The organism is Cryomorphaceae bacterium 1068 (genome assembly GCA_027214385.1).
In the GTDB taxonomy this organism is placed as follows: domain Bacteria; phylum Bacteroidota; class Bacteroidia; order Flavobacteriales_D; family Cryomorphaceae; genus JAKVAV01.
Genome location: JAPVXR010000005.1, coordinates 40,240 through 64,737, shown reverse-complemented (window position 1 = coordinate 64,737; position 24,498 = coordinate 40,240). Strand labels below are relative to the sequence as shown.

25 protein-coding genes are annotated in these 24,498 nt (G+C 43.4%); 16 read left to right on the top strand and 9 right to left on the bottom strand.

The window, feature by feature from the left end; translation table 11 throughout:
- The first annotated feature begins 7 nt into the window (after positions 1-7).
- Positions 8-856 (top strand): polyphosphate kinase 2, encoded by an 849-nt coding sequence (gene ppk2 / locus O3Q51_08600; protein MCZ4408864.1) that lies wholly within the window; start codon positions 8-10, stop codon positions 854-856.
- 67 nt (positions 857-923) lie between these two features.
- Positions 924-1,700 carry a polyphosphate kinase 2 gene (ppk2, locus tag O3Q51_08595; protein ID MCZ4408863.1) on the top strand — a complete coding sequence of 259 codons (777 nt, stop codon included), beginning with the start codon at positions 924-926 and terminating at the stop codon, positions 1,698-1,700.
- A gap of 172 nt (positions 1,701-1,872) precedes the next feature.
- Here the strand turns inward: ppk2 (O3Q51_08595) and O3Q51_08590 are convergent, their stop codons facing one another.
- Entirely contained in the window at positions 1,873-2,619 is a 747-nt protein-coding gene (locus O3Q51_08590) for a DUF5995 family protein (protein MCZ4408862.1), read from the bottom strand.
- 227 nt (positions 2,620-2,846) lie between these two features.
- On the opposite strand from O3Q51_08590, the gene O3Q51_08585 reads away from it, so the two are divergent.
- The 4 genes from O3Q51_08585 to O3Q51_08570 all read left to right on the top strand — a co-directional run bounded on the left by O3Q51_08585 (position 2,847) and on the right by O3Q51_08570 (position 7,457).
- The gene (locus tag O3Q51_08585) at positions 2,847-3,221 is read left to right on the top strand and encodes a DUF3703 domain-containing protein (GenBank protein MCZ4408861.1); all 375 of its coding nucleotides are present in this window, start codon (positions 2,847-2,849) and stop codon (positions 3,219-3,221) included.
- Positions 3,222-3,252: 31 nt separating this feature from the next.
- The gene (locus O3Q51_08580; protein ID MCZ4408860.1) at positions 3,253-4,302 is read left to right on the top strand and encodes a hypothetical protein; all 1,050 of its coding nucleotides are present in this window, start codon (positions 3,253-3,255) and stop codon (positions 4,300-4,302) included.
- Positions 4,303-4,418: 116 nt separating this feature from the next.
- Positions 4,419-5,549: an MBL fold metallo-hydrolase gene (locus O3Q51_08575; GenBank protein MCZ4408859.1), complete on the top strand. Its 1,131-nt coding sequence runs from the start codon at positions 4,419-4,421 to the stop codon at positions 5,547-5,549.
- A 90-nt stretch (positions 5,550-5,639) separates the two neighbouring features.
- Entirely contained in the window at positions 5,640-7,457 is a 1,818-nt protein-coding gene (locus O3Q51_08570) for an ABC transporter ATP-binding protein (protein ID MCZ4408858.1), read from the top strand.
- On the opposite strand, the gene O3Q51_08565 is transcribed toward O3Q51_08570, so the two are convergent.
- Both O3Q51_08565 and O3Q51_08560 read right to left on the bottom strand, forming a co-directional pair.
- A complete protein-coding gene (locus tag O3Q51_08565; GenBank protein MCZ4408857.1) occupies positions 7,454-7,762 on the bottom strand; it encodes a hypothetical protein in 309 nt (102 codons plus the stop codon). The genes O3Q51_08570 and O3Q51_08565 overlap by 4 nt on opposite strands.
- A 15-nt stretch (positions 7,763-7,777) precedes the next feature.
- Positions 7,778-10,246 (bottom strand): gliding motility-associated C-terminal domain-containing protein, encoded by a 2,469-nt coding sequence (locus O3Q51_08560; GenBank protein ID MCZ4408856.1) that lies wholly within the window; start codon positions 10,244-10,246, stop codon positions 7,778-7,780.
- Between the two features lie 198 nt (positions 10,247-10,444).
- On the opposite strand from O3Q51_08560, the gene O3Q51_08555 reads away from it, so the two are divergent.
- Both O3Q51_08555 and O3Q51_08550 read left to right on the top strand, forming a co-directional pair.
- Positions 10,445-10,915, top strand: coding sequence for a hypothetical protein (locus tag O3Q51_08555; GenBank protein ID MCZ4408855.1), 471 nt, complete (start codon positions 10,445-10,447; stop codon positions 10,913-10,915).
- Between the two features lie 340 nt (positions 10,916-11,255).
- A complete protein-coding gene (locus O3Q51_08550) occupies positions 11,256-12,347 on the top strand; it encodes an acyl-CoA desaturase (protein MCZ4408854.1) in 1,092 nt (363 codons plus the stop codon).
- 108 nt (positions 12,348-12,455) lie between these two features.
- On the opposite strand, the gene O3Q51_08545 is transcribed toward O3Q51_08550, so the two are convergent.
- The gene (locus O3Q51_08545) at positions 12,456-13,358 is read right to left on the bottom strand and encodes a hypothetical protein (GenBank protein ID MCZ4408853.1); all 903 of its coding nucleotides are present in this window, start codon (positions 13,356-13,358) and stop codon (positions 12,456-12,458) included.
- Between the two features lie 126 nt (positions 13,359-13,484).
- Here O3Q51_08545 and O3Q51_08540 point away from each other — a divergent pair, with 126 nt between their 5' ends.
- Positions 13,485-14,891: a DUF1800 domain-containing protein gene (locus O3Q51_08540; GenBank protein MCZ4408852.1), complete on the top strand. Its 1,407-nt coding sequence runs from the start codon at positions 13,485-13,487 to the stop codon at positions 14,889-14,891.
- Between the two features lie 2 nt (positions 14,892-14,893).
- Complete coding sequence (locus tag O3Q51_08535; GenBank protein MCZ4408851.1) at positions 14,894-16,063, top strand: DUF1501 domain-containing protein; 1,170 nt, start codon at positions 14,894-14,896, stop codon at positions 16,061-16,063.
- Positions 16,064-16,092: 29 nt separating this feature from the next.
- On the opposite strand, the gene O3Q51_08530 is transcribed toward O3Q51_08535, so the two are convergent.
- The 3 genes from O3Q51_08530 to O3Q51_08520 all read right to left on the bottom strand — a co-directional run bounded on the left by O3Q51_08530 (position 16,093) and on the right by O3Q51_08520 (position 17,949).
- Complete coding sequence (locus O3Q51_08530) at positions 16,093-16,557, bottom strand: copper resistance protein NlpE (protein MCZ4408850.1); 465 nt, start codon at positions 16,555-16,557, stop codon at positions 16,093-16,095.
- Positions 16,558-16,620: 63 nt separating this feature from the next.
- Positions 16,621-17,523, bottom strand: a complete 903-nt coding sequence (locus O3Q51_08525; protein MCZ4408849.1) for a polyphosphate kinase 2 family protein — start codon at positions 17,521-17,523, stop codon at positions 16,621-16,623.
- A 45-nt stretch (positions 17,524-17,568) separates the two neighbouring features.
- Positions 17,569-17,949, bottom strand: coding sequence for a hypothetical protein (locus tag O3Q51_08520; GenBank protein ID MCZ4408848.1), 381 nt, complete (start codon positions 17,947-17,949; stop codon positions 17,569-17,571).
- 158 nt (positions 17,950-18,107) lie between these two features.
- Here O3Q51_08520 and paaG point away from each other — a divergent pair, with 158 nt between their 5' ends.
- From paaG to O3Q51_08495, 5 genes are read left to right on the top strand one after another with little or no spacing between them, the layout of a single operon-like run.
- On the top strand, positions 18,108-18,884 hold the full coding sequence (paaG, locus tag O3Q51_08515; GenBank protein MCZ4408847.1) for a 2-(1,2-epoxy-1,2-dihydrophenyl)acetyl-CoA isomerase PaaG: 777 nt from the start codon (positions 18,108-18,110) through the stop codon (positions 18,882-18,884).
- Positions 18,885-18,887: 3 nt separating this feature from the next.
- Complete coding sequence (locus O3Q51_08510; protein MCZ4408846.1) at positions 18,888-20,084, top strand: 3-hydroxyacyl-CoA dehydrogenase NAD-binding domain-containing protein; 1,197 nt, start codon at positions 18,888-18,890, stop codon at positions 20,082-20,084.
- Positions 20,084-20,509 (top strand): hotdog fold thioesterase, encoded by a 426-nt coding sequence (locus O3Q51_08505; protein MCZ4408845.1) that lies wholly within the window; start codon positions 20,084-20,086, stop codon positions 20,507-20,509. The genes O3Q51_08510 and O3Q51_08505 overlap by 1 nt, the downstream gene beginning before the upstream one ends.
- A gap of 1 nt (position 20,510) precedes the next feature.
- Positions 20,511-21,722, top strand: coding sequence for a 3-oxoadipyl-CoA thiolase (pcaF, locus tag O3Q51_08500; protein MCZ4408844.1), 1,212 nt, complete (start codon positions 20,511-20,513; stop codon positions 21,720-21,722).
- Between the two features lie 3 nt (positions 21,723-21,725).
- The gene (locus O3Q51_08495; protein MCZ4408843.1) at positions 21,726-22,331 is read left to right on the top strand and encodes a transferase hexapeptide repeat family protein; all 606 of its coding nucleotides are present in this window, start codon (positions 21,726-21,728) and stop codon (positions 22,329-22,331) included.
- Here O3Q51_08495 and O3Q51_08490 read toward each other — a convergent pair.
- Positions 22,328-22,996 (bottom strand): DUF2461 domain-containing protein, encoded by a 669-nt coding sequence (locus tag O3Q51_08490; GenBank protein ID MCZ4408842.1) that lies wholly within the window; start codon positions 22,994-22,996, stop codon positions 22,328-22,330. The genes O3Q51_08495 and O3Q51_08490 overlap by 4 nt on opposite strands.
- A gap of 268 nt (positions 22,997-23,264) precedes the next feature.
- Between O3Q51_08490 and O3Q51_08485 the strand changes: the two genes are divergently transcribed.
- Positions 23,265-24,041, top strand: a complete 777-nt coding sequence (locus O3Q51_08485; protein ID MCZ4408841.1) for a DNA alkylation repair protein — start codon at positions 23,265-23,267, stop codon at positions 24,039-24,041.
- On the opposite strand, the gene O3Q51_08480 is transcribed toward O3Q51_08485, so the two are convergent.
- On the bottom strand, positions 24,038-24,430 hold the full coding sequence (locus tag O3Q51_08480) for a gliding motility-associated C-terminal domain-containing protein (protein MCZ4408840.1): 393 nt from the start codon (positions 24,428-24,430) through the stop codon (positions 24,038-24,040). The genes O3Q51_08485 and O3Q51_08480 overlap by 4 nt on opposite strands.
- Between the last annotated feature and the right edge of the window lie 68 nt (positions 24,431-24,498).

Here is a 24,498-nt window from a genome sequence, read left to right as displayed (position 1 = left end):
TAAACATATGACCTATAACGCTGAAGACCTTCTTCAATCAAAAACGCGGAAGGACCTCATCTCCATTGCCACGGCAAAGAACATTCGTATTCGCAAAACGCTGAAAAAAATTGGCTACCTGGCAGAGCTGGAAAAGCTTCAAGCAGAATTCGTACAGCTTCAAAAACATATCGCGGATAATAAACTTCGGGTGGCTATCATCTTTGAAGGTAGAGATGCTGCCGGTAAAGGAGGATCGATCAAGCGATTCAAAGAACACCTGAACCCTCGTACTTCCAGAGTGGTAGCACTCACTAAGCCCACGGAGGTGGAGCGCGGCCAGTGGTACTTCAGGCGGTACATTAAGGTATTGCCAAACCCAGGTGAAGTGGTATTCTTTGATCGGAGTTGGTACAACCGCGCTGTGGTAGAGCCCGTAATGGATTTTTGCACCAAAGAGCAATACGACAAATTCATCGTACAAGTGCCCGAATTTGAGCACTTGCTCTATGAAGACAATATGATCATCATCAAGTTCTGGTTTTCCATTTCGAAAGAAGAACAAAAGAAGCGCTTTAATGACAGATTGAACAACCCTTTGAAACGCTGGAAATTTAGCCCTGTCGATATGAAAGGACAAGAACTTTGGGACAAGTACACCCATTACAAGGAGCAGATGTTCAGCAAATCGCACACGGCATTTAGTCCTTGGATCATTGTGAAGACTAACGACAAAAAGCAAGCCCGCTTGGAAAGTATGCGCTACATCCTTTCTCTATTTGATTACAAAGGTAAAGGTGAGCAAAAAGTGAGCCTCCTACCCGACCCTAACGTTATCATGAGGTATCATCGCAGCGCGATCCAAATAGACAATTGATTTCTCTCATGAAATCTAAATGAAGGCATTATTGCTTATTCTAGAATCGAATTAATAAAAATACAATATGAGTAATTCACATATAAGTCCGGAAGATCTCGAGCTGTTGAACTCAAAGCTAGGGCTGCATTCACTACTGCGAAGCAAAAAGGTGAGTGTCCCTAAAGCATTGAAAGAAACAAAATACGCCGTTGAATTTCGTAAGAAGCAAGAGGAACTCATCAAGCTACAGAATTGGGTGATCGAGAGCGGGAAGAAGGTTGTTCTGGTTTTTGAAGGGCGCGATGCAGCAGGGAAAGGTGGTGCCATCAGAAGAATAACGGAGTACATCAATCCTCGGCATTTTCGAATTGTGGCTCTTGATAAACCCACAGATGATGAACGACATCAATGGTTTTTTCAACGATACATCAATCAACTACCCAAGCCTGGTGAGATCGTTCTCTTCGACAGATCGTGGTACAACCGAGCTGTTGTAGAGCCGGTAAATAACTTCTGCACCGATCACGAGTACGAGGTGTTTATGTCGCAAGTCAATGAGTTCGAAAAAATGCTGATTGACTCGGATACTTACCTCATCAAATTTTACTTTTCTATAACCAAAGATGAGCAGGCACGGCGTTTTGACGACATCAAAGAAAATCCGTTGAAACGATGGAAAATGACTCCCGTGGATGAGAAAGCTCAGGAGCTATGGGATGAATACACCACGTATAAGGAGGTAATGTTTGAGAAAACAAATACTGATCACGCTCCTTGGAAAGTTATCGACGCCAATCAAAAATCAGTTGCAAGGCTTGAAGCTATAAATCATGTATTGAGTACAATACCGTTTAGTTCGTAGCGCATTTCGAAGCTCGTAATTCGCGACGCTTAGTAAGTTGTTCGCATTATCTAAGTAGACATTCGTTTTTGGAGAGCTTAAAATAAGGTCGAACTGCTTATGAATGGTGCAAGTGTCGAACCGAGCAATACCCGCTATGTACTGCATGCTGCGAGTATCGCAATACGAAAAACTATTCCAATATCTCAATTCGCTTAGGTACCGATTTTCTGAGTCCAACTCTGATGATTCCAAAAAGGATTCGAGCTAAAATATTGGCGGGATAAACGTATTCGGCTATTTCCTCAATTCGGATATCTCGCTTGGTTATAGCCTGAGAGCGCTCTTGAGGAGAAGTAGCAGCGAGCTCTTCCGCAAATTCCCAAGCTCCGTCGCGGGCAAGCTTCATGCTAAAGTTGATTAGCTTATTATCCAGCTTTCCTGATAGTTTCAATAGAACTTTCAGAAAAGGCCATATTTCGCATAGTTCATCCTGCACCTCCTCAACCAACTCGGCCAGCACTTCGTTGATCTTATCAAAATCATTTTTCAATTCTGAGATGGGCGTCACGCCCGTTGTATCAACGGCTGCTATACCAAGATCAAGATTGATATGAGCATTGATTCCCCACAACAAATGTTGCAACGTAAGTGGCCACCAATTCTTGGTTTTCTCAAAAGCAAAGGCCCAACTTTTGGTTACCGGTAGGTCGCTCTTGTAGCGGTAATAGGCATCGAGGTAGCGATTGGCAAAAAGCACATCGAGACGCTCCATACGCGGTCCGTCTTCAAACTCGCCCTTCTCAATCCCTTCTTTTACACGAATTGTCACCTTCCGGTAAAGGGCGGGAAAGTAGCCCCTGTATGAGCTTTCTCTTTTTGAGTCCTCGATTATTTGATCCAGGTATTCGATGACCTCATTGATGGTTGTAGCCTTCATTCAGCGCGCGTTGGTTGTGCTAAAGATAAAACCCTCAACCATAAAGCAAATATTAAACTGAGTTAGCCTTTCGGCAATGGTTAAGATGGGATCCTGCTACCTATTTCCAATGAAAAAAAGGCAGAAGACCGGTATAACAAAGTCGCTTTGATTGCGTAGAATAATAGTATCATAAGCTACGTTTTTATTCAACGGTGAATGGAAGAGCAGCAATTGATTGAAGCACTATGAAATTACACACATCAATTCCCGATCGGCTTAAGCCATACTTCGAAACGGAACTGGCTCAATTTCGTCAAGCCTATTCACAGCAACACTTCCACATTGCTTGGGAGCATTTGGAACGGGCGCACATCATAGGTCAGCGCTATCCATATGCCCATTCATACGTGCATTGGAAAATGCTTCAATTTGGCTTTCGCATTAAATGCACGAAAGAAATTTTCGGACAGATACCACGACTCATTTTCGGTGGTATTAAGTCATTTTTAGGAAAGGTGCCGATAGGTAATCCCGGGGGAGCAAATGTACCGCCACTAAAACCATTTCCCGTTGATCCACAAATTCGAGCCATATTTGCTGAAGCAGGTGTTGAGCAATAATCTCTTAAACTCATTCCTCCAACCTATTGATATGTTTAAGTTAAAGATACCTTTCTCGTCTTTCTTTATCGTTATCCTCATTGCGACGGTTTTTATAAGCTGCGAGCACAAGCAGCAAATAGATGTACAGAAGTACCAAGAGCTTGTAGATGCCGCTGAAATGGCCATTTGCGATGAAGACTATCGCACTGCTCTTGACAATTATGGCTTGGCCTTTCGGCAAATAGAACGGCCTTTTGGCAAAGACGTTTACAATGCGGCCTTAGCGGCCCACGCTGCCGACTATAGAGCAGAAAGAGATGAATATCTTCAGCAACTTGTCAATGGTTCTGACGATCTGGGATTCATCAAATCAACTTTCCTTTCCAACTTCATGTCAGTGCAAGAGTGGGACATCTTGGAGAGCAAGCGCGAGCGTGAGTTTGATCAGGCCCTTAGAGCTGAGATGAATGAGATCAGAGACCGAGACCAACTCTTCCGTCCGGATTACGAAAATTACGATGATACGATCAACACTTTGCGCATCATCAACCTTAACCGAATTCTTGAAATAACCGAAGCACAGCGTTTTCCTTCGCAGATCGAAATAGGCTATTCTGAGAATCTTCGCACCCAACCACATCACATTGTACTTCATCATACGGCTCAAAGAAGGAGTTATGACAAGAGTATCGCGGATCTTGAACCCACTATTCGAAAAGCCGTAAAGAAAGGAAGGCTCGACCCCGAGTTAGGTATCGAATATTTAAAATTTCAAGACGACCCTGAATATGGACGACTCGAAACCTACTCAACATGGCGGTACAGTCATCCTCTTCTACCTGACAGCATGAACTATGCGATATGGGTGCCGAAACTTTCGGACTCAGAACTGGAAGAAATTAATGAAATACGCCAAGAACGCTACGCTGACTCTATTGAAGATATTCAGACCAAGGCGAGATTTTTAGATAGCTCCGATTGGCCGTTTCTTTTCACTTCGGTTAAAAGGTCAGTAGCCAACTTATCCAAAGACTTGACAGCTGAGGAAGCGGTGGAACAGTATCTATTGTTCACTGATGGTATGAAAAAAGTCGACTAATACCAGCTCGAGCATAGTCTTCTCGCTTGGTCTAAAGCTACCTCTATTTTGTTGAGTTGATTTCACATTTACTTTTTCAAAGGCCTTACCTTCGCGACTCTTCAAAAGAGTAAGGCTTGAAAAAATTCATCAAAATGTTGCTAATCGCCATTCCTTCTACCATCGGATTCATTGCCGTGGTGGCTGTGTTGTTTATTAAGTTCAGTCCTGAATTTGGCGGAAGCCATAGCAATGAGGACAAAGAGCGGTACGCCACATCAGGTCATTATGAGAATAACGAGTTTCAAAACCTTATCGAGACTTCGATGGATATGGATGCCAAAGGCATGGCCAAAACCATGTGGGAGTTCTTAGCAGGTGGAGAACGACGCAAGCCGGCTTCACCTTTACCCATGATTTTTCGCGATTCAGAGGAAATCATTGGATACGATGGTCCTGCCCGACTCATGTGGTACGGCCACTCCGCTTTTCTGCTTCAGATGGAAGGCAAGAATATCTTGCTTGATCCGATGTTTGGCCAAGTAGCCGCTCCGCATCCTTGGCTTGGCGCAAATCGCTTCAATAGCGAAATGCCGATTTCCATTGAAAACCTTCCATCCATCGATGCCATTATCATCTCCCACGATCATTACGATCACCTGGATTATGGATCAATCAAAGCCTTGATCGGAAAGACCAAACACTTCTATCTCCCTCTAGGTGTCGGCGCCCACTTCCGTGAATGGGGAGTACCCGAGGAGCAAATCACTGAGTTTAATTGGTGGGATGCAGGAAGCATCGGTGACATATCAATAGCCTTTACTCCTTCTCGTCATTTTTCAGGCCGTGGGGTGACCGATCGCAATTCTACCCTTTGGGGTTCCTGGGTGATTAAAAGTTCGAAGTCGAAGCTCTTCTTCAGCGGCGACAGTGGCTATGGACCACACTTTAAACAAATCGGTGAGAAATTCGGTCCATTTGATTTTGCCCTGATGGAATGCGGACAGTACAATGAAAAATGGGCTGCCATTCACATGATGCCAGAAGAAACGGCTCTGGCTACAGAAGAAGTTGACGCAAAAGTAATGATGCCCATACACTGGGGAGCCTTCACCTTAGCCTTACATCAGTGGGATGATCCTATCAAGCGAGTTGTTCCCGCTGGCGCGGAATTAAGCATCCCTGTAGTGATTCCTCAAATCGGAGAATTCGTTTCTGTGAATGAACCAAGTACGGCATATCAGGGTTGGTGGGAAGAACTTCAGTAGCATACAGCTTACGCCTGAATATAACATTCCTCTATACCCCATAATTGAAAGGATACACCATTCCGATTGAAGGCTTCCTACCTTTGCCAGATGGCAAAGAAATCCGATAAGCCTTCATTCCGCGAGCGTCTCGACGCTTTTAAAAATCTTCCTCGCTTTTTCAAAATGATTTGGGAAACGAGTCCCTCCATGACTTTTGGAAATGTGGTGATGCGGATTATCAAGGCTGCTATTCCCGTGGTGATGCTCTGGGTAGGAAAACTCATCATCGATGAGATCATTTTTCAGATGGATCAACCCGAAGCCTTTTATGGAAATATCTGGCTCTACATTGGCCTTGAATTCGGATTGGCCATTTTGAGTGATGTCACCAATCGTGCCATCACCTTATTGGATGGGCTTCTAGGTGATTTGTTCAGCAATCAGACTTCCGTCAAATTGATCCATCACGCAGCGACTCTTGATCTCTACCAATTTGAGGACAGCGAGTTTTACGACAAGCTGGAGAGAGCCAGGCGACAAACCACCAGTCGCACCGTTCTGATGAGCCAAGTGCTCACTCAGATTCAAAACATCATTACCATTGGATTTTTCGCTGCAGGATTGATTGCATTCAAACCGATACTGATTTTAATATTGGTCGTGGCTATTTTACCTTCATTTCTGGGCGAAAGCAAGTTCAGCGCCGATAGCTATAGCCTCACCCGAAATTGGACTCCCCAGCGACGCGAACTCGACTACCTCCGCTACATCGGCGCCAGCGACCAAACCGCCAAAGAGGTGAAGGTATTTGGTTTGGCCGACTTTATCTCAGATCGTTTCAAGACACTGGCCGACGAATACTATAAGGCCAATCGAAAGCTATCCCTGTCGCGGGCCTTTTGGGGCTCAGCCCTTTCCGTAATCGGAACTGGAGCCTATTATGGTGCTTATGTTTATATCGCCATCGATACAGTGGAAGGAGAAATTTCCGTAGGTCAACTCACTTTCTTGGCAGGATCATTTTTGCAAATGCGAAACATGCTTCAGAGCATTATGAATCGATTCACTCAAATTGCCGAGAGTGCGCTCTACTTGCAGGATCTCTTTGACTTTTTTGAAATCAAACCGAATATCCACAATACCCGAATCCTTCGTCCTTTCCCCGAAAGCATTAAAAAAGGATTCGCCTTCGAAAATGTGAGCTTTCAATATCCCGGATCCAAAACATACTCACTTCGCAATCTAAGCTTCAAGCTTCAGCCCGGTGAAAAGCTGGCACTTGTGGGAGAAAACGGAGCCGGAAAAACCACTTTGGTCAAACTCTTGGCTCGTCTTTACGAACCAACCGAGGGACGAATTTTGCTCGAAGGATATGACTTGCGTGAATATGATCTGAACGAACTCCGAAAAAACGTCAGCATCATCTTTCAAGACTACATGCGCTTTCAGCTTCCTGCAGGAGAGAATATTGCTGTCGGAAATATTGAGGGAGTTGAAGATCAAGCTTCGATAGAGTCGAGCGCTTTGAAGAGTTTGGCAGATACCGTCATCAATAAGCTACCCGAAAAATACAAGCAGATGCTCGGCAAGCGATTTCGCGGCGGAGTTGAGCTGAGCGGCGGCGAATGGCAGAAAATAGCCTTAGCCAGAGCTTACATGGGCAATGCGCAACTGATGATTCTCGACGAGCCCACCAGTGCTCTCGACGCCCGAGCAGAGAATGAGGTATTCATCCGCTTTGCGGAGCTAATGGAAGGCAAAAGTGCTGTGCTTATTAGCCATCGCTTTAGCACGGTGCGTATGGCTGATCGGATTCTATTTTTGGAAAACGGAAAGCTCCTCGAGCTTGGAAGCCATGAAGAGTTGATGCAAAAGGACGGGAAGTATGCGGCCTTGTTTAAGCTTCAAGCAAAAGGGTATAACTAATTTTTCTTTTTAGTCGCCTTCAGCTCTTTTCGCTTTTCGCGAATGAGTTCGTCGACTTTTAATGTTTGATCTTTCAAGTCTTCAGTTACCGTGAGGAGCAATACTTTCTTGCCATCAATCTTGCAGAAGATCTCTTGTCCCACGCAGAGGTCTACCCCGCTATTTGACATGGGTGATAGATTGGGATTCATCACTCCGGGAATCTTAAGTGGAATCGATTTGAGCGAATTATTACGCAAGGTAAACGGCACTGCCAATAAATTTATGGAGAGAAAAAGTGAAAAGAAGAAAAGAAGACGCTTCATGGTGACGAGTATTTGTTAACGGATTAAGGTTACTGTTCCCGTAATTTCTTGAGGTGATTGCAACGGTCTCAAGGGATTATCGAATTTAAGAATATAATTGTAGACTCCTTCTGAAGAGAAGAAGTCAGGATTATTCTTGCTATCCCCATTCCAATTTTTGGTAATGTCGGTACTCGAAAAGACTTCTTTTCCCCATCGGTTGAAAATGACCAGCTCATAGAAATCAGGCTCGCAAAGAATATTGGGTACGAAGAGATCGTTGAGGCCGTCGCCATTGGGTGTAAACGCATTGGGAAGAAAAGCAGGGCAAGAACAGTCTTTAAACCCAATACTCACCGTAAAGAAGGCTATTCCACATTCATTTTCGGCAGCAGCCTCATAGGCACCCTCTTCACTTATTGATGCTACTGAGCTATCTGAAATTCCTGGCCAAAAGGCATCTCCATTTGGTGATTGTGCTCTGATCTGTATGACATCTCCATCGCAAATAACTGTGTCATTGGCGAAAACAAAAGGAGCAAAAAGCTGATCGACTGAAACCTCTTCTTCCACTTCGCAGCCACTTTCAGGAACGAAAATCACTGAGTAGTCTCCCGACTCGCTTATCGTCAGTTTGGACCCAATGGTTCCGTCGCTCCAAGTAAATGCCCCTGCTTCATTGGCGGAAGCCAGAATTGAATCTACGGAATTCTCGCAGATGGCTTCGGGTGCGGTAAGTATTACTTCGGCCGTAGCTCCATCGAGCACCTCTGTGGAAGCCTCGCTTTCACAGCCATCCTGAGATATAGCAGTCACTGTGTATGTTCCGAATCCATCAACCTCAATCGTACCACCCTCCTCTTCGGTACTCCACGTGTAGGTTACTCCCGGCTCTTCTTCCACTTCAATAAACTCAATATCCCCTCCGCAAATAATCAATTCTGATGGAAGCACAACTGTAGGAACAAATCCTTCGGAAATAATCACCTCATCGCTACCATCGCCACAAGCATCCTCGACTGTAACACTATAAGTTCCCGGCTCCACTACTGTATACGTCTCTTGAAAACTATCATCTTGCCACGTACCTGAAATACCAAGACCAGGGTCTAGTATAATGGACTGCCCGGGGCAAATGGTCTGATCGGGACCGAGACTGACTATAGTCAAGTCCAATGGGGGCAAGGTTATTTCGGCATCACTTCCCAAGGACATGGTGAAGGCATCAAATGCTTTGAGCGATATAAGTTCAGACCAAAAAGGTGAAGTAGATTCAATAGAAAGAAGATTATCGAGATCATCAATCTCAATTTCAGCATAAGATAAACCAGGCTGACTATTAAAGGCCTGCCATGTGGTCACATTGTTGCCGTTTAGACTCAGGCCTGACGTCTCAGCCGTCAACATGACTAAATGAACTGCATGAAGTGCATCACCCCCGAATGGACCGCCATCTTGCAGGGGATTTTCGACCCTTAATTTGATATTTGTATTGCCTTGCTTAAGAGGTAGGAGCATTCGCATATTGGGGTCGCCTGTGTCAGTCCCTGCACAATCGTTTCCTCTCATATAAGCTGCTACAGAAACAGGTTCTGAAGATGTAAGGATAAAGGGAGAATCGTAAAATTCTTCGTAAAATTCTCCTGCGTCAATGGTAGCTATCAGGTCGCATCCTGAGTATAGCTGAGTATTATCATTAAGTGCAAGAATTCTGAACAGATCACCATCATTTCCATTCAACGGAAAAATGGGATAGCTGGTTGTCCAATCAGAAATGGGAATGTATTGTTCCCATAAGTGGCTATCTGCGCCACAACCCGGAGGGCCGACCAAAGATTGCTGATGGCCGCCGGAGACGGCAATAAGTGCACCTTGAGAAGTGACTCTGCTTCCGGTTAAATCACCTGATGAAGAGATGGAAATCACCTCACCGGCATCCAGATTGACTGTAAAGGTATCTCCTGCTCCGCCGAGTAAAGTGCCTGATGTGGGGGTGATGTCGACAGAAGTATTATCTACCGTTCCAGTAACATTAAAAATGGATGGATATGCGCCACCACTTTGCTCAAAAGAGGTTATCAAATAATCATTTCCCAAGGACGTAGTAGGCAGTATCGGAGATGAATCCGAAAAATAGAGACGATTGTGAAAAGCATAAACTCTGGCCTCACCCGTAGTTGTAATCAAAAAGGATCTGGTCTCAACCACATTGAGCGTTTCCTGATTTAAAAACTGATCTTGATCGAAACTCACCACTCCCACTTCGTTTGCATTGATTGATATAGTTTGTGTTTCGTAAAAAGGATCGGTCGGAAGACCATATTCTACCGTCGCATCTAAACCTTCCAAAGCGTGAATGGAAATATCGAATATTGGAGGAGTATTAAATGTAGGATTAAGGTTTTTTATAAAACTCAATCTAAACTCACTTCCCACAAAGTTTTGAGCCCCTGAAAAAACAGGCAGAAAAAGTAAAAACAGCGCTCCCTTAAAAAGCTTATTCATGGTTGGCGATTAGTTGGTTAAACTAAGAAACGCTAAATCAACTTATTAGTTGATTAAATCCAATGAGGAAAAACATTAAAGCTCGGATTCCTATTGTCCATTAATCTCCTAATTCAAAAACGAAGTTCTCTGAATAGCCTAAAAGAATCTGATAATTGCAAATATTGAATTATACTTATCCTTTATCCGGTATCCGAAATGAAACCAGCTTCACTAGCAGAAATCAGAAGAGAGCTAAAAACTCGTGATCCAAAAGAGTTAGCAGAATTGTGCCTCCGTCTTGGTAGATTTAAGAAAGACAACAAGGAGCTGCTAACCTATTTGCTTTTTGATGCGAACAATGAAACAGCTTATATAGAATCTATTAAGTACGATATAGATGAGATGATGGCTGAAGTAAACAGCAGCCACATCTATTATGCTAAAAAAGGGATCCAAAAGATTCTCAGGCAATTGAACAAGAACATCCGCTACTCGGGAAATAAACAAACTGAGGTAGAAGTGCGGCTGTATTTCTGCCAGGCCATGAAGAATTCGGGGATTGCCATTCACAGAAGTAATGTACTTATGAATATGTACGAACGGCAGAAGGTTAAAATCGAAAAGACTTTATCATCCTTGCACGAAGACCTTCAGGCGGACTACATGCATCTGCTAGACGACTTATGACCCAATGATTATGCAACAACTGCCGCAAGAACCGGCGACATTTATCATTTATTGTGATAGTGTAAAGAATCCTTTCAGGACTTTTCGAAACTTTAAATCGATCTTGGTGTTCCTTCACTACTTTTGTCGTAAACAAGGATGACAAAGTTTAACTCCCAACACTTTACACTTTTACTGCATTGATAAAAAGCAATTTAAGCAATACCTCACCGTTTAATCGTACTTTTGCCCTACAACGGTGTTGAGAAAAAGTTTCGCATTCGCAAGGGATGCAATCAATTATTCTCATTTTTGCGCCGAGTGCAGATGATAGGTGTAGAAGACAATTCAATAATTTATAATGACGCGATACAAATTTTCAAGACAGATTAATAAAGATTTCTCAATCGAATTGAGAAAGAGAGTAAACGCTTATTTCAGTGAAAATAAAATTGAAAAAAGCGGTAACTCAATAATGAAGCTAAAAACATTCTCAGCTTTGTTTCTCTACTTCGGCCCTTTCATTGTCATCCTTTTTGGAGGATTCGAATCGGTAGGGTTGTTATTTGCACTTTGGATCGTAATGGGTGTCGGTAAGGCTTTCATGGGTACCTCTGTTATGCATGATGCCTTGCACGGTTCAATGTTTGACAAAAAGAAAGCCAATCGACTTTTCGGATTTTCCTCTGTAGCACTAGGTGCAGACGCAAAAATGTGGAAGATTCAACACAATGTTTTGCACCACACCTACACTAATGTAGAGAACGGTGACGAAGATATTGAGGTAAGGTATTTATTGCGTTTTTCTCCAAATCAGCCAAGATACTGGTACCACAGGTATCAGCACATTTATGCTGTTTTCTTTTATGCCGTAAGTACCTTTTACTGGGCTACGGGAAAAGATTTCTTGAAACTCGCAAAATACAAGGAGAAAGGCTTCTTGAAGACCAACAAGGAATATGCAGGCAGACTATCCAAAATCATATTCGGTAAGATTCTTTACTTCTCTGTATTTCTGTTGTTGCCAATGCTTGTGGTAAATGTTCCCATCTGGATGACCTTCCTCATGTTTATGAGCATGCATGTAGTTGCGGGTGTTGCATTGAGCATCACATTCCAATTGGCACACGTGGTTCCAAGTTCTGAGTTCGTTATTGCAGAAGGAGAAGAAATTAAACAAAACTGGTCGGTTCACCAACTTTTAACAACCTGCAATTTTGCGCCCAAAAGCAAAATCGTAGGATGGTTTACGGGAGGCTTGAACTTTCAAATCGAACACCACCTATTTCCGAACATTTGTCACGTTCACTATCCGAAGCTTTCTAAAATTGTTCAAGAAACTGCTGCTGAATTCAATATTCCTTATCATATGGAAAATACATTCTTTGCTGCAGTTAAAGGCCATTTTAAAATGTTGAGAGATTTAGGCAGAACGGATCCTGCGATAGCTTAATAGAAAAACTCTAATAGAATTAAAAGGGCTGTCAAATTGGTGACGGCCTTTTTTTATGGGATAATCCCAACAAAATCAAAAAAACAAATAAGCCTTTGAAGAGAGATACTAATCCCCAATAGGTTCAATTTGCGCATACAGATTCTGTGCCCATAAAACGATGACGCCAAAAAGTACTGCGACTACAATAAGAGCTGTGTTGAGAATTCCCTCCGTTCCGAATGAGAGTTTGATAAGAATGGTAGATATTACAAAACCTGAATTTCTGATTACCAAACTAAACCGATCGATGTAGAAAAATGAAATCAACAATAGAAAGACATCTGTCAAGATTAGGATCCCAAAAAACTCGTCAAAGAATATTTCATTGATATCCATTATCGTGTCCACCATTTCGGAAAGAGAAAAACTACGGTAAACCCAATTAAACAGGCTGTAAACAGCCAGCACAAGGAAAATGGGAACCAAGAGAATGGAAATAATTTTCTTTCTCAAAATAAACTTCTCGGTTTCGGGAGTTTTTTCTAACGCTTCTTTCCGTGAATTTTGATTCGCATTCAGACGGTAAAAAAGATAGATCAAGAAAAAAAGAAATATAGTAGCGATAAGATCATAAGTAAACTGAAGATCGTAACTCACGCTAAACCAATCTTCAGTAAATTCAAGATTGGATAAATCTTTGAATATCCTACGAATCACGATTAGGGTGATGATTTCGTATTGCTTTGCTATATAAAAGGAAGTTGACTTGGGGAGATAATAAACCAGCAGATACGCTTCGTACAAAAGGATGAATGAAAAAGGCGTATAGATCGCCGCTATTGGACTTGAAAACAATTCGGGATGAGCGTCTATGCTGATCCATCCGAACTTTTTCAAATAGATCCCAATGAGGTGAATAAAAAAGCAAATTATAGCAATGGTGACAATCACCTTTTCGCTTTTTCTTTTGGTTTTCTCAGAGAGCAAAATGCCAAAAGACCGATCAATTATGGTTCGAGAATTTTCCATGCGCCATTTCTACAACAAGATTTACAAACTTTCGTTCCAATTTTCTTAAAAACGGTTTTCGGTGCAGTTCTTGAAAGAGGGTATTAAACCAAGACAGAAAAGCCTAGTCTTAATTACATGAAGATTATGAATTCACTTAAGGAATTAAAGCACTATCACTCTCGTTTTGGATTCGGCTTAAGCCTTAAAGACCTGCTTTTATTTAAGGAATCGAATTCATTTGACGCTCACAAAAATCTTGAAAAGCAGATGGATTCAAGAGACTTCAGTCCCTTAGAAATCTCAAGGAAACTGAAACCCATCCGCTTCAAAGAAATGGTGGGAATGGAAAAGTCGGACCGCAAAGCCATGATAGATGCCGATCGAAAACTGGTGATCGAAATCAATGGGGAATGGATAGCTAAAATGGCCAATACATCGAATCCGCTACGGGAAAAGATGAGTCTCTTCTGGCACGATCACTTCGCTTGCAAACCAAAAACCTCGTACATGACAAGTTCCTACCTGGAGCTTATTCGGAAAGAATCTTTGGGGAATTTCAGAAGTCTTCTGCACGGCATTGCTAAAGAGCCTGCGATGTTGCTCTACCTGAACAATCAGCAAAATCGCAAAGGCCATCCCAACGAGAATTTTGCCAGAGAAGTGATGGAGCTATTCACACTCGGGATCGGAAACTATTCAGAGAAAGATATCAAGGAATCAGCACGAGCATTTACAGGATGGAACGTGGATTCTGATAGGCATTTCAAATTGAACGAACGCCAGCATGACAATGGCACAAAAACCTTCTTCGGCGAAACCAAACGCTGGACAGGAGAAGAGGTAATTGATAGAATCCTCGAAGAAAAAGCTGCTGCTGAATATGTCTCCGGAAAAATAGCGAAGTACTTCTTAGGAAGGCCTCCAAGCGAAAATCTACAATCGACTTTGACCAGAACCTTCTACGAGTCAGACTATGAAATAGGTCCTGTCTTGCTTGCCATCGCAGAATCAGATGAGTTTAACTCTGAAGATATCATCGGGCAGGATGTGCTCTCACCTGTTGAACTGTTGGTACGCTTGGAGCGAGACTTCCACCTAAGTGCGGATGACAACTTCTACCGTATAGCCATACAAAAGGGATTAGGTCAAGTACTCTTTCAACCGCCCAATGTAGCAGGTTGGCCTTCCGGCAAAGGGTGGATCGACGCTTCTACCCTCCCCACTCGACTTTCGTTAGCAAGGGCCATTTTGCTAAAGAATGACTACGAAGTAAAAACGAATAAGTCTTTTGCCCAAGGTGAGGACTTGACGGAAAACCTCTCAAAGAGATTAAAAAAAGGACTACAGGCCAAATCCAATATTTCAGCAATTGAAGAGGCGTTTGGACATATGTCTTATAGCGATAAAACAACCCAAATCGCCAATTGGCTGATTCCGGAGACCGTTCTTAACGAAAACGAGATGATCGAAGAAATCAAACTACTTGGTTTCGAAGGAACCAAAGGCGCTCTGGCTCTTATAGCCTCTCTACCTGAATACCAACTCAAATAGCCATGCAAAACAGAAGAGACTTTTTAAAGACCACAGGATTAGCAGGAACCACATTGATGGTACCCAACTTATTCAGGCTATCGGCTCCCTCTGCTTTTACAGGAAAACGTTTGGTTGTGGTACAACTTTCGGGAGGAAATGATTGGCTAAACACGGTAGTCCCCTACCGAAATGACATCTATTACAAAAGCAGACCTCGATTGGCTATCAACCAAAACGAAGTAAACAAGTTGACCGATGAACTCGGTCTCCATCCTTCATTGAAGTCGCTCAATTCGCTCTTTGACGAAGGAGAGATGGCTATTTTTCAAGGGGTCGGGTATCCTGAACCAAATCGATCACACTTCAGAAGTATGGATATCTGGCATACGGCCACCGATGGAAAATCTTATTCAGATCAGGGATGGCTGGGCCACTGGTCTCAAAAAAGCAAGGCAGAGTTCCCGTCTTTAGAGATCAACGAAAACTTGAGTTTGGCTATGAAGGCAAATCAAGGGAAGTCCTTGGCAATTTCAAATCTCAACGGGATCAAGCGAATCAAAGATGATCGACTTTTGCAAGCCATGGCTCATAGCGAGAAACACGATCACGACATGGCCTCTTACCTCTATCAAACCGCCGTTCGAGTTACTGAAGGTGCAGATTACCTTTCGAGCCTCATCAAGCCGAGTTCCGGAGATGGCAGCTACCCGTCCAATACACTTAGCGCTGATTTGAGGATTGTGGCCAATTTGATGAAGTCAGGGGCCGAAACAAGGGTCTTTTACACATCGATCTCAGGATTTGATACGCATGCCAATCAAAAAGGAACTCAGGAGCGCCTGCTCAAGAATGTAGACGAATCCATTCAGGCCTTCAAAAATGATTTAAAACAAGCCAATCTTTGGGATGATACCTTGGTGATGGTTTTCAGCGAATTCGGTCGCCGTGTGGCTCAGAATGCTGGCGGAGGAACCGATCACGGGACGGCAGGAAACCTTTGGCTGATGAGTGGCGGATTGAAAAAACCCGGATTGAGAGGGGAAATGCCTTCACTTCAAAACTTGGATCAAGGCGACTTAGTTTTCAATACCGACTTCCGAGAAGTCTACGCCGGAATTCTTCACCACTGGCTGAAAAGCCCGAACACAGCGGATATTTTGGGCCCAATTATCAAAACGGCAGTTATTTAGATCAAGAGACCTTGAATGAGAGCTTAATCTCATACAGGCTCATCGGCCTTCTCAACCACTTTAGATAAAATGTATTCTACCGAACCACCCTCAGGCACCTGGTAAATGAGTCTGTTCTCTCCTACCTTGTATACTTGCCCATTTCCTTTGAAGCTCTTCAATGTAATTTCAGAACCCGCTTCATTCCACTCGAAGATTCCTGAGCTGAGCAAGGGAGTCTTTGATTTGCCCTTATAAACTAGCTTTCGAGAAAATCGACCGTTCTCCTCGAGGGTTATTTCAGCTTGAAGTTCATCACAGGCATCGCAGGGAAGAACGCCCGAATAGGTTCCGGTCCAGTCTAATGCATTTTGGCTGTTGTGTGGATCAGCTACTACATGTTTTTCCGTTTTGACACTATCTGCCTCTGATGTGTCTGACTCAGCAGAATCTCCGTTTCCACAAGAGTGAAATAAGATAGCAAGAGCGAATAAAAGATGTATAGGAAATTTCATTTGAAAAAGCTTTGGTTTGAGTGAGTAAAGAAATAGAATATTCCTGAATTTAAGGGTGATTTCCTACTCATTTTCCAGCTTCTTTTTGATCTCTTGCAATCGAGCCTTTTCATCTTCACTCACTTGAGGAAACTCCAAGTTCAAACTAAGAATCTTTTCAGTAATAATAGATGAGACCAACCCTCTCATCTTCCATTTATTATCAGCAGGAATTACGTGCCACGGAGCCCATTCGGTAGAAGTTGCCTTTATGGCTTCTTCAAAGGCTTGCATATAACGATCCCAGTGTTGCCTTTCCTGAACATCACTTTCAGTAAACTTCCAATGTTTTTCGGGTATGCTCAGCCGATCAATGAAGCGCTTCTTTTGTTCCTCCTTTGAAACATTCAAGAAAAATTTCAGAATCACTTTTCCACTTCTGAAGAGATGCCGCTCCATGGTATTGATATCCTCATATCGGGCTTCCCAAAATTCAGTTCCTCTAGGCCCCCTTGGAAGAGGTCTTGCGTCGAGTATTTCGGGGTGCACTTTTACTACCAACACCTCTTCGTAATACGATCGATTGAAAATTCCGATTTGTCCTCTTTCGGGCATTTTATTCCAATACCGCCACAAAAAGTTATGCTCCAATTCTTCTTTCGAAGGCTGCTTAAAACTGGTTACACTCACCCCTTGAGGATTGATGCCCGTCATCACATGTTTTATGGTACTATCCTTACCAGCCGCGTCCATAGCTTGGAAGATCAGAAGCATGCTTCGTCTATTGCTGGCCCAAAGCAACTCTTGAGCTTCCTGAAGCTGCTTGAGGTTTTCCTTCAAAAACTTCTTGGCGGCTTTCTTTAGCTCTTTGCCCGTGAGACTTTCAATACCCAAAGGAGCCGACCAAGTAGAATGATGATCACTTAAGACAAAGGATCCATCGGTAGGTACTTGAAATTGAGATGACAAGTTCGAAGAATCGATCATTGGATTTAATTATACATTGCCTCAATTGTGAAATATGGAAATGGTCTACTCTTTCGTGTAAAGCAAAGATTCGTCGCTAAATCCCAGCTCTTTTGGTGCGTCTTTTCTGTCCCAAAACTCCATCTCTATTCTGTCCTTGTCTATTACTTTCACCAAGCCAATGGTATTGGCGCTATAATTATTCAAGACGTTTTGGTACTGCAAGATAATGATGTATAAATCTCCATTCTTTTTGATTTCATACTCAACCGCTCCTTCAGTCAACTGGGTCCCTGCATAAAATATCTTCACCTTGTTATCTTTTAAAAATTCATAGGCTACATTTTCTTCGCCTGTAAAACTTGAATTCACCCAACGACCTTCGAGGTTTTGGCAAAATGCAAATGCTGAAATGAGTATGGCAACTAATGTTAAACGAAATTTCATATCGGTTAGATTTTGAATAAACTGCTTCGAAAGCTACGAAAACAAATAGGAAGATGTCAATATTTTAATTCTTGATATCCAGCCATAGGAGAAGCCTGAGTTCTCTTGTAGGCTCTATCTTTTCAATTAACTTCGCTCATCCAATTTCAATGATCAAAATGGAATCAATTCTAATCGAAAAGCAGGGAGGCATAACCTTTCTCAAGCTCAATCGACCGAAAGTATTCAATAGCTTCAACAAGGAAATGTCCTTTGCCTTGCATGCGGCCTTGGATTCTTGTCAAGCCGATAAATCTGTTCGTGCGGTTGTGATACAGGGCATAGGAAAAGCATTTTGCGCCGGGCAAGACTTACAGGAGGTAACAGACCCTGAGGGTCCTCTTCTCACAAGTATCGTTCGTGACCACTACAACCCGATTATCGAAAAAATCAGGAATTTGGATAAGCCTGTGATTGCCGCTGTAAATGGCGTTGCCGCAGGTGCCGGAGCCAATATTGCATTGGCCTGTGATGTCGTTCTTGCTTGCGAATCATCATCCTTCATTCAAGCATTTAGCAAAATAGGCCTCATCCCCGATAGTGGAGGGACCTTTTTTCTTCCAAGGCTAGTCGGCTTTCAAAGAGCTTCAGCTCTAATGATGCTCGGCGACAAAGTATCGGCTAACGATGCAATGGAAATGGGAATGATTTACAAGGCAGTGCCGGACGATGAATTTGATTCTGCTGTTGAAGCTACTGCTGCCAAACTAGCTGCAATGCCTACGAAAGGATTGGCTTACACAAAGAAAGCACTGAACCGCTCTATGCAAAATAATTTGTCATCTCAGCTGGCGTTGGAGGAACAACTTCAAACGAGGGCAGGCGGTACGCATGATTACAACGAGGGCGTAACGGCCTTTTTAGAAAAAAGGAAACCCGAGTTTAAAGGAGAATAAAACATGAGTAGATTAGACAAAGACACTAAAATTGCAATAATCGGAAGCGGATCAATGGGGGCCGGAATAGCCCAAGTTGCGGCTGCCGCAGGCCATGATGTCTGCCTGTTTGACAATAACAGTGAAGCACTGGACAGCGCTGCTACGAAGCTTAAAAAAATACTGGATAGACTTGTCGAAAAAGAACGGATAACCCAAAAAGAAGGAGAATCAATCTACAACAGAATTGAGTTTTGCAATCACCTAGAAGACCTGACGGGTACGGGACTTATGATTGAAGCAATAGTTGAAGACTTGGGCGTTAAAAGGAACCTTTTCAGCCACTTAGAACTAATAGCAGACGACAATACCATACTTGCAACCAATACGTCAAGTTTGAGTATTGCCAAAATAGCATCAGCTTGTTCGAAGCCTCAAAGGGTCTTGGGGATTCACTTTTTCAACCCTGCTCCGTTGATGCCTCTAGTGGAGATCATCCCTGCCGTTCAAACGTCCGGTGATACGCTTGTTGAAGCAAGGAATTTAATCGATTCCTGGGGGAAAGTTACCGTGATTGCCAAGGACACTCCAGGCTTTATCGTCAATAGAGTAGCACGCCCGTTTTACGGTGAAGCCCTGCGCATACTAGAAGAGGGAATTGCCGACGTACCTACCATTGATTGGGCCGTAAAAGAACTGGGAGGCTTTAGGATGGGACCCTTTGAATTGATGGATTACATCGGTAATGACATCAACTACGTTGTAACGGAAACCGTTTTCAAAGAGTTCTTTTACGATCCTCGATACAGACCGTCATTCACTCAAAAGCGAATGATGGAAGCCGGATGGCTGGGACGAAAATCAGGCAAAGGTTATTACGATTATAGCGATGCGGCAAATAATCCCAAACCCAATGAAGATGTGGAACTGGGACAAAAGGTGCTTCACAGAATTTTGGTCATGTTGATCAATGAGGCAGCCGATGCTCTCTACCTCAATATTTCTACACGCGAAGGTATCGAACTAGCCATGACCCGTGGAGTGAATTACCCGAAAGGCCTCTTCCAATGGGCCGACGAACTCGGTATTGACGAAGTCCTGAAACAGCTTGAGGCATTGCAAGATTTATATGGAGAAGACCGTTATAGACCAAGTGTTTTACTCAAAAGGATGGTCGAAGAGAAAAAGACCTTCTATTCCGAAAATCTAATTGAAAATTAATGTCCGATAAAAAGCCATCATCATGGAAAATCGTCGAAACGATGATGAAGAAGGATGCCTTTAGCCAATGGCTGGGCATAGAGGTAATCGTAGTGGACAAGGGCTACGCAAAGCTCAAAATGAAAGTGAAGGACGAAATGCTCAATGGCTTCGGTATTGCGCATGGCGGTGTGACTTACAGCTTAGCCGACAGCGCACTGGCCTTTGCCAGCAATGGCCACGGAAAAATGGCAGTTTCAACGGGAACATCCATCGCTCACTTCCGACAGGTTCATTCGGGTGATACGCTGACTGCTGAAGCCCGCGAGACCAACCTCGGCGAAAAGGTAGCACACTACCAAATCACCATTACCAATCAGGACGAAGAGGTCGTGGCATCTTTCTTCGGTAGTGTTTATAGAACTTCAAAAGACTGGGAAATCTAACATGAAAGAAGCATATATCGTAGATGGAATTAGAACGCCAATAGGCAGATTCAGAGGAACTTTAAGTTCAGTTCGAGCTGATGATTTAGCCGCACACCCTATCAAGGGGCTCATGGACCGCTACCCCAATATGGATTGGAATGCAATCGATGATGTAATTATGGGATGCGCCAACCAAGCCGGTGAGGACAACCGAAATGTGGCCAGAATGGCTCTTCTTCTAGCAGGCCTCCCCTTCACTGTGCCCGGTGAAACCGTAAACAGATTATGCGCATCAGGAATGAGCGCTATCGTGCACGCTTATCGAGCCGTGAAAACGAATGAAGGCGACGTCTTCATCGCGGCAGGAATGGAACACATGACTCGCGGACCCTGGGTTCTGTCTAAAGCTTCAGCACCATTCGGCCAAGACAGCAAACTCTATGACTCCAGTTTCGGATGGAGATTTATCAATCCGAAAATGGAAGAGATCTATGGAACTGATGCGATGGGACAAACCGCTGAAAATCTGGTTGACATTCACAAGATTTCACGTGAAGACCAGGATAAGTTTGCAGCTTGGAGCCAAGAAAAAGCAGCAAGAGCGCAGGAAAACGGACGACTTGAAAAAGAGATTCTGCCTGTGATTATTCCTCAGCGAAAGAAAGATCCGATCCGATTTGCACAGGATGAGTTTGTTAGAAAAGGCACAACTGCCGAAGTTTTAGCAGGTCTTAGACCCGCTTTTCGCAAAGATGGAACCGTAACTGCCGGAAATGCCTCAGGTCTTAATGACGGTGCAGCAGCGACCCTTATTGCTTCTGAAGAAGGACTTAAAAAACACAACCTAACACCACTCGCTCGAATCGTTAGCAGCGCAGTGGTAGGCGTAGAACCGAGAATAATGGGAATTGGGCCTGTCGGCGCGACCAAAAAAGCCCTCCAAAGAGCAGGACTCACCTTGGATGATATGGACGTGATTGAACTCAACGAAGCCTTTGCTGCTCAGAGTTTGGCCGTCACGCGTTCGCTTGGCCTGCAGGACAATGATCCGCGGATCAATCCAAACGGAGGCGCCATCGCTTTAGGTCACCCTCTGGGAATGTCCGGAAACAGAATCACCTACTCTGCAGCTCTGGAACTAAACCTTCAGAACAAACGCTATGCGCTCTGCACGATGTGCATTGGTGTGGGTCAAGGCTACGCCATGATTCTCGAAAACCCCAATATCTGATATATGAGCAATATCTTTTCCTTCAAGGGTTTCACTCCCGTTGTTCATCCCACAGCGTTCATTCATCCTAATGCTACGGTGACAGGGAACGTGGTCATTGGAAAAGAAGTTTACATTGGCCCCGGAGCGGCTATTCGAGGAGACTGGGGTAGAATTGAAATCGGTGATGGCTGCAATGTTCAAGAGAATTGCACGATCCACATGTTCCCTGGAAAAACCGTGATTTTAGAGCCCTCAGCGCACGTAGGTCACGGAGCTGTCATCCACGGTGCTCATCTCGGAGAGAACTGCCTTATAGGCATGAATAGCGTTATTATGGACGATGTCTGCATTGGCAGAGAATCGATTGTAGGAGCGCTGAGCTTCGTAGCTGCCGGTCAGGATATTCCCGAAAGGAGTTTGGTCGTTGGAAATCCGGGTAAGGTGATCAAGAAGGTATCGGATGAAATGATCGCATGGAAAACAAAAGGAACCGCGCTTTATCAGTCCCTCCCCGAAGAATGTCGTCAATCGCTAGAGCCGACCACATCCTTAACTGAAGAAGAGGAAAACCGCCCCAATCAAGAGAATCTCTACAGCACTTGGAATAAAATCAAAGGGGAATATTAGCTTACAGCTTTCGAGATAAAATCACGCAAGGGTTTAGCCGCATTATACTGTCCTACAATTTTTTGAATCAATTTATCTGAAGTAACCATTTCAGGAGGTGACTCGCAGAGATAATAGAAGCTTTTCTTAAAAATCAGTGGTTCGATCTTGGCAGCCTCCAATAGCGCCTTGCTTGGTAGTCGCTTGTTTTCGTCTCCATGAATTTCTTCATAAACCTTAAGAAACTGCTCATCCTCTACTGCCTTTCTAAACTTCTTCGGATTGGCAGCTATTGCTTCTCTGAGGTTCTGTAGCTCTTCTTTGTCCGGCTGAAAGGCACCTCCGCCCACCATCACCCTTCCGGGGCCTATTTCAACATAAATTCCACCTTTTGCGATACTTTTCTTCCCATCAGGAGCAATAGCTGCAGATCGATTCAACTTGTATGGAGACTTGTCCTTACTGAAGCGGATGTCTCGATTAATGCGAAATATGGCCGACTTCGGGTTTATATTCAACCTGGGGTCATCTTTTTTCAGTTCGTCCACCAAGTCTGACACAAAAATTTCAAAAGGCTCCTTGATGTTTTTGTGGTAGCGGTCTCGGTTTAAATCAAACCAATCTTTGTGATTATGGGCAGCGAGTTCTTTAAAGAATTCGTTGAAATCAGGTGAGAAATAGATCATTGATTAATGCTTCTAAGATATCCTAATGAAAAAACCGTTTTAAGCTTAATTGGTTCGGAATTTTCTTTCAATCATATCAACTTAAACAGTAGCCTGGAATCTCTCAGCGGTAATGTGCTTATGAAACTAGGCCCACCAAATGTAAGTCCTTTGATTACGGTGAAAGACCGTTAAAAGGCCAATACAAAAGGTAAATCACCCCCGTCGCTATGCTCTGGCATGGGGTGCATTTAATTAAAAAAACAAGCATTGCACTTATCAATCCCAGATGGTATATGAACATAGTGATGTAAATGAATTACTAGGCACATTCTTTTCTCTTTCAGAAAATATCGTCTATCTTCGATTACCAACTACTATTTTAGACCTTATGACTTTAGATGAACTTACCGCAGAACTAAAGACTATTCCTTCAAACGACATTAAGAACGGTTGGTCGAAAAAGATTACAAATGGTGACGATACCTTCGGACTGAACTTCACCACCGTTCAAAAAATCGCGAAACAGCTAGAAACTGACGCCGTTCTAGCCGATGAGCTCTATGCGAGTCACAACCACGATCTCAAAGTACTGGGAACCTACATTGATGATGGCGAGAGCTACACCATAGATGAAATGTCTGATAGAATTGAGCAGGTCTACCCTTCTCCTTTTTCGGATAAGTTTTGCGAAAACGTTGTGGCTAAGTCCCCATATGCCGTTCACTTTATAGACGTATGGAAAAAGAGTAAGGATGCGGATAAACGCTGCTACGCGTATTCTACATTGGCATCTGTAGCCAAGCAAAAGAATACTTTAGGCGAGGACTTTTTTATCGATCACATCAACGCAATTTCAGGATGCATCAAAGATGAGCCCCGACATGTGCGAAAAGCTATGTACAAGGCCATGATCAATATCGGATGTCGCGATAATTTCCTAAAAGAAGCAAGTATGGCCGCTGCCAGAAGAGTGGGCCTAATCAGGTTGAACGGAAATTCATCAGTTGATCTTCTGCTCAAGATTCAAAAAGCCGCTGAATCGAGAAAACCCGTTTTTGCCTAGCGAATCAATACCACATGACCTCTTAATGTCATTGGCCCTCTATCTTCTATTGATTTAATCTTCAGGATATAAATGAACATGGAAGTACCTGAAGTAAAAGAACTCCCTTTAATTGTTCCATCCCAATTTTCATTCGGGTCTGTAGTGTAGAATACCTCCTTACCGTTTCGATCCAAAACCATAAACTCATAAAGATCGAGTTCGGGCCCTGTGATTTGGGTTCTGAAAGAATCATTCAATCCATCACCATTGGGTGTAAAAGCATTGGGGATAAAAATATCCAAAGGACTGTCGGGCAGAGAATCATCACCTGATGATTTCTGGGCATTCACGGTAACTGAGAAACACGCGAACAAAAAGGCGAGTAGAAGTATTTTTTTTGTTGCCATAACTTATAGCTTGTAATATAATTAATTCACTGTAAACTCAGGAGTTATCTCCTAAGAAACTTCATCAA

Excerpts from the sequence above, each read along its gene's own strand:
- O3Q51_08550 (MCZ4408854.1), top strand. The coding sequence starts at position 11,256 with ATGACGCGATACAAATTTTCAAGACAGATTAATAAAGATTTCTCAATC.
- O3Q51_08530 (MCZ4408850.1), bottom strand. The coding sequence starts at position 16,557 with ATGAAATTTCCTATACATCTTTTATTCGCTCTTGCTATCTTATTTCAC.
- paaG (MCZ4408847.1), top strand. The coding sequence starts at position 18,108 with ATGGAATCAATTCTAATCGAAAAGCAGGGAGGCATAACCTTTCTCAAG.
- ppk2 (MCZ4408863.1), top strand. The coding sequence starts at position 924 with ATGAGTAATTCACATATAAGTCCGGAAGATCTCGAGCTGTTGAACTCA.
- O3Q51_08565 (MCZ4408857.1), bottom strand. The coding sequence starts at position 7,762 with ATGAAGCGTCTTCTTTTCTTCTTTTCACTTTTTCTCTCCATAAATTTA.
- O3Q51_08580 (MCZ4408860.1), top strand. The coding sequence starts at position 3,253 with ATGTTTAAGTTAAAGATACCTTTCTCGTCTTTCTTTATCGTTATCCTC.
- O3Q51_08505 (MCZ4408845.1), top strand. The coding sequence starts at position 20,084 with ATGTCCGATAAAAAGCCATCATCATGGAAAATCGTCGAAACGATGATG.
- O3Q51_08590 (MCZ4408862.1), bottom strand. The coding sequence starts at position 2,619 with ATGAAGGCTACAACCATCAATGAGGTCATCGAATACCTGGATCAAATA.
- O3Q51_08495 (MCZ4408843.1), top strand. The coding sequence starts at position 21,726 with ATGAGCAATATCTTTTCCTTCAAGGGTTTCACTCCCGTTGTTCATCCC.
- O3Q51_08525 (MCZ4408849.1), bottom strand. The coding sequence starts at position 17,523 with ATGATCGATTCTTCGAACTTGTCATCTCAATTTCAAGTACCTACCGAT.
- O3Q51_08535 (MCZ4408851.1), top strand. The coding sequence starts at position 14,894 with ATGCAAAACAGAAGAGACTTTTTAAAGACCACAGGATTAGCAGGAACC.
- O3Q51_08480 (MCZ4408840.1), bottom strand. The coding sequence starts at position 24,430 with ATGGCAACAAAAAAAATACTTCTACTCGCCTTTTTGTTCGCGTGTTTC.
- ppk2 (MCZ4408864.1), top strand. The coding sequence starts at position 8 with ATGACCTATAACGCTGAAGACCTTCTTCAATCAAAAACGCGGAAGGAC.
- O3Q51_08570 (MCZ4408858.1), top strand. The coding sequence starts at position 5,640 with ATGGCAAAGAAATCCGATAAGCCTTCATTCCGCGAGCGTCTCGACGCT.
- O3Q51_08545 (MCZ4408853.1), bottom strand. The coding sequence starts at position 13,358 with ATGGAAAATTCTCGAACCATAATTGATCGGTCTTTTGGCATTTTGCTC.
- O3Q51_08540 (MCZ4408852.1), top strand. The coding sequence starts at position 13,485 with ATGAATTCACTTAAGGAATTAAAGCACTATCACTCTCGTTTTGGATTC.
- pcaF (MCZ4408844.1), top strand. The coding sequence starts at position 20,511 with ATGAAAGAAGCATATATCGTAGATGGAATTAGAACGCCAATAGGCAGA.
- O3Q51_08555 (MCZ4408855.1), top strand. The coding sequence starts at position 10,445 with ATGAAACCAGCTTCACTAGCAGAAATCAGAAGAGAGCTAAAAACTCGT.
- O3Q51_08490 (MCZ4408842.1), bottom strand. The coding sequence starts at position 22,996 with ATGATCTATTTCTCACCTGATTTCAACGAATTCTTTAAAGAACTCGCT.
- O3Q51_08485 (MCZ4408841.1), top strand. The coding sequence starts at position 23,265 with ATGGTATATGAACATAGTGATGTAAATGAATTACTAGGCACATTCTTT.
- O3Q51_08520 (MCZ4408848.1), bottom strand. The coding sequence starts at position 17,949 with ATGAAATTTCGTTTAACATTAGTTGCCATACTCATTTCAGCATTTGCA.
- O3Q51_08510 (MCZ4408846.1), top strand. The coding sequence starts at position 18,888 with ATGAGTAGATTAGACAAAGACACTAAAATTGCAATAATCGGAAGCGGA.
- O3Q51_08585 (MCZ4408861.1), top strand. The coding sequence starts at position 2,847 with ATGAAATTACACACATCAATTCCCGATCGGCTTAAGCCATACTTCGAA.
- O3Q51_08560 (MCZ4408856.1), bottom strand. The coding sequence starts at position 10,246 with ATGAATAAGCTTTTTAAGGGAGCGCTGTTTTTACTTTTTCTGCCTGTT.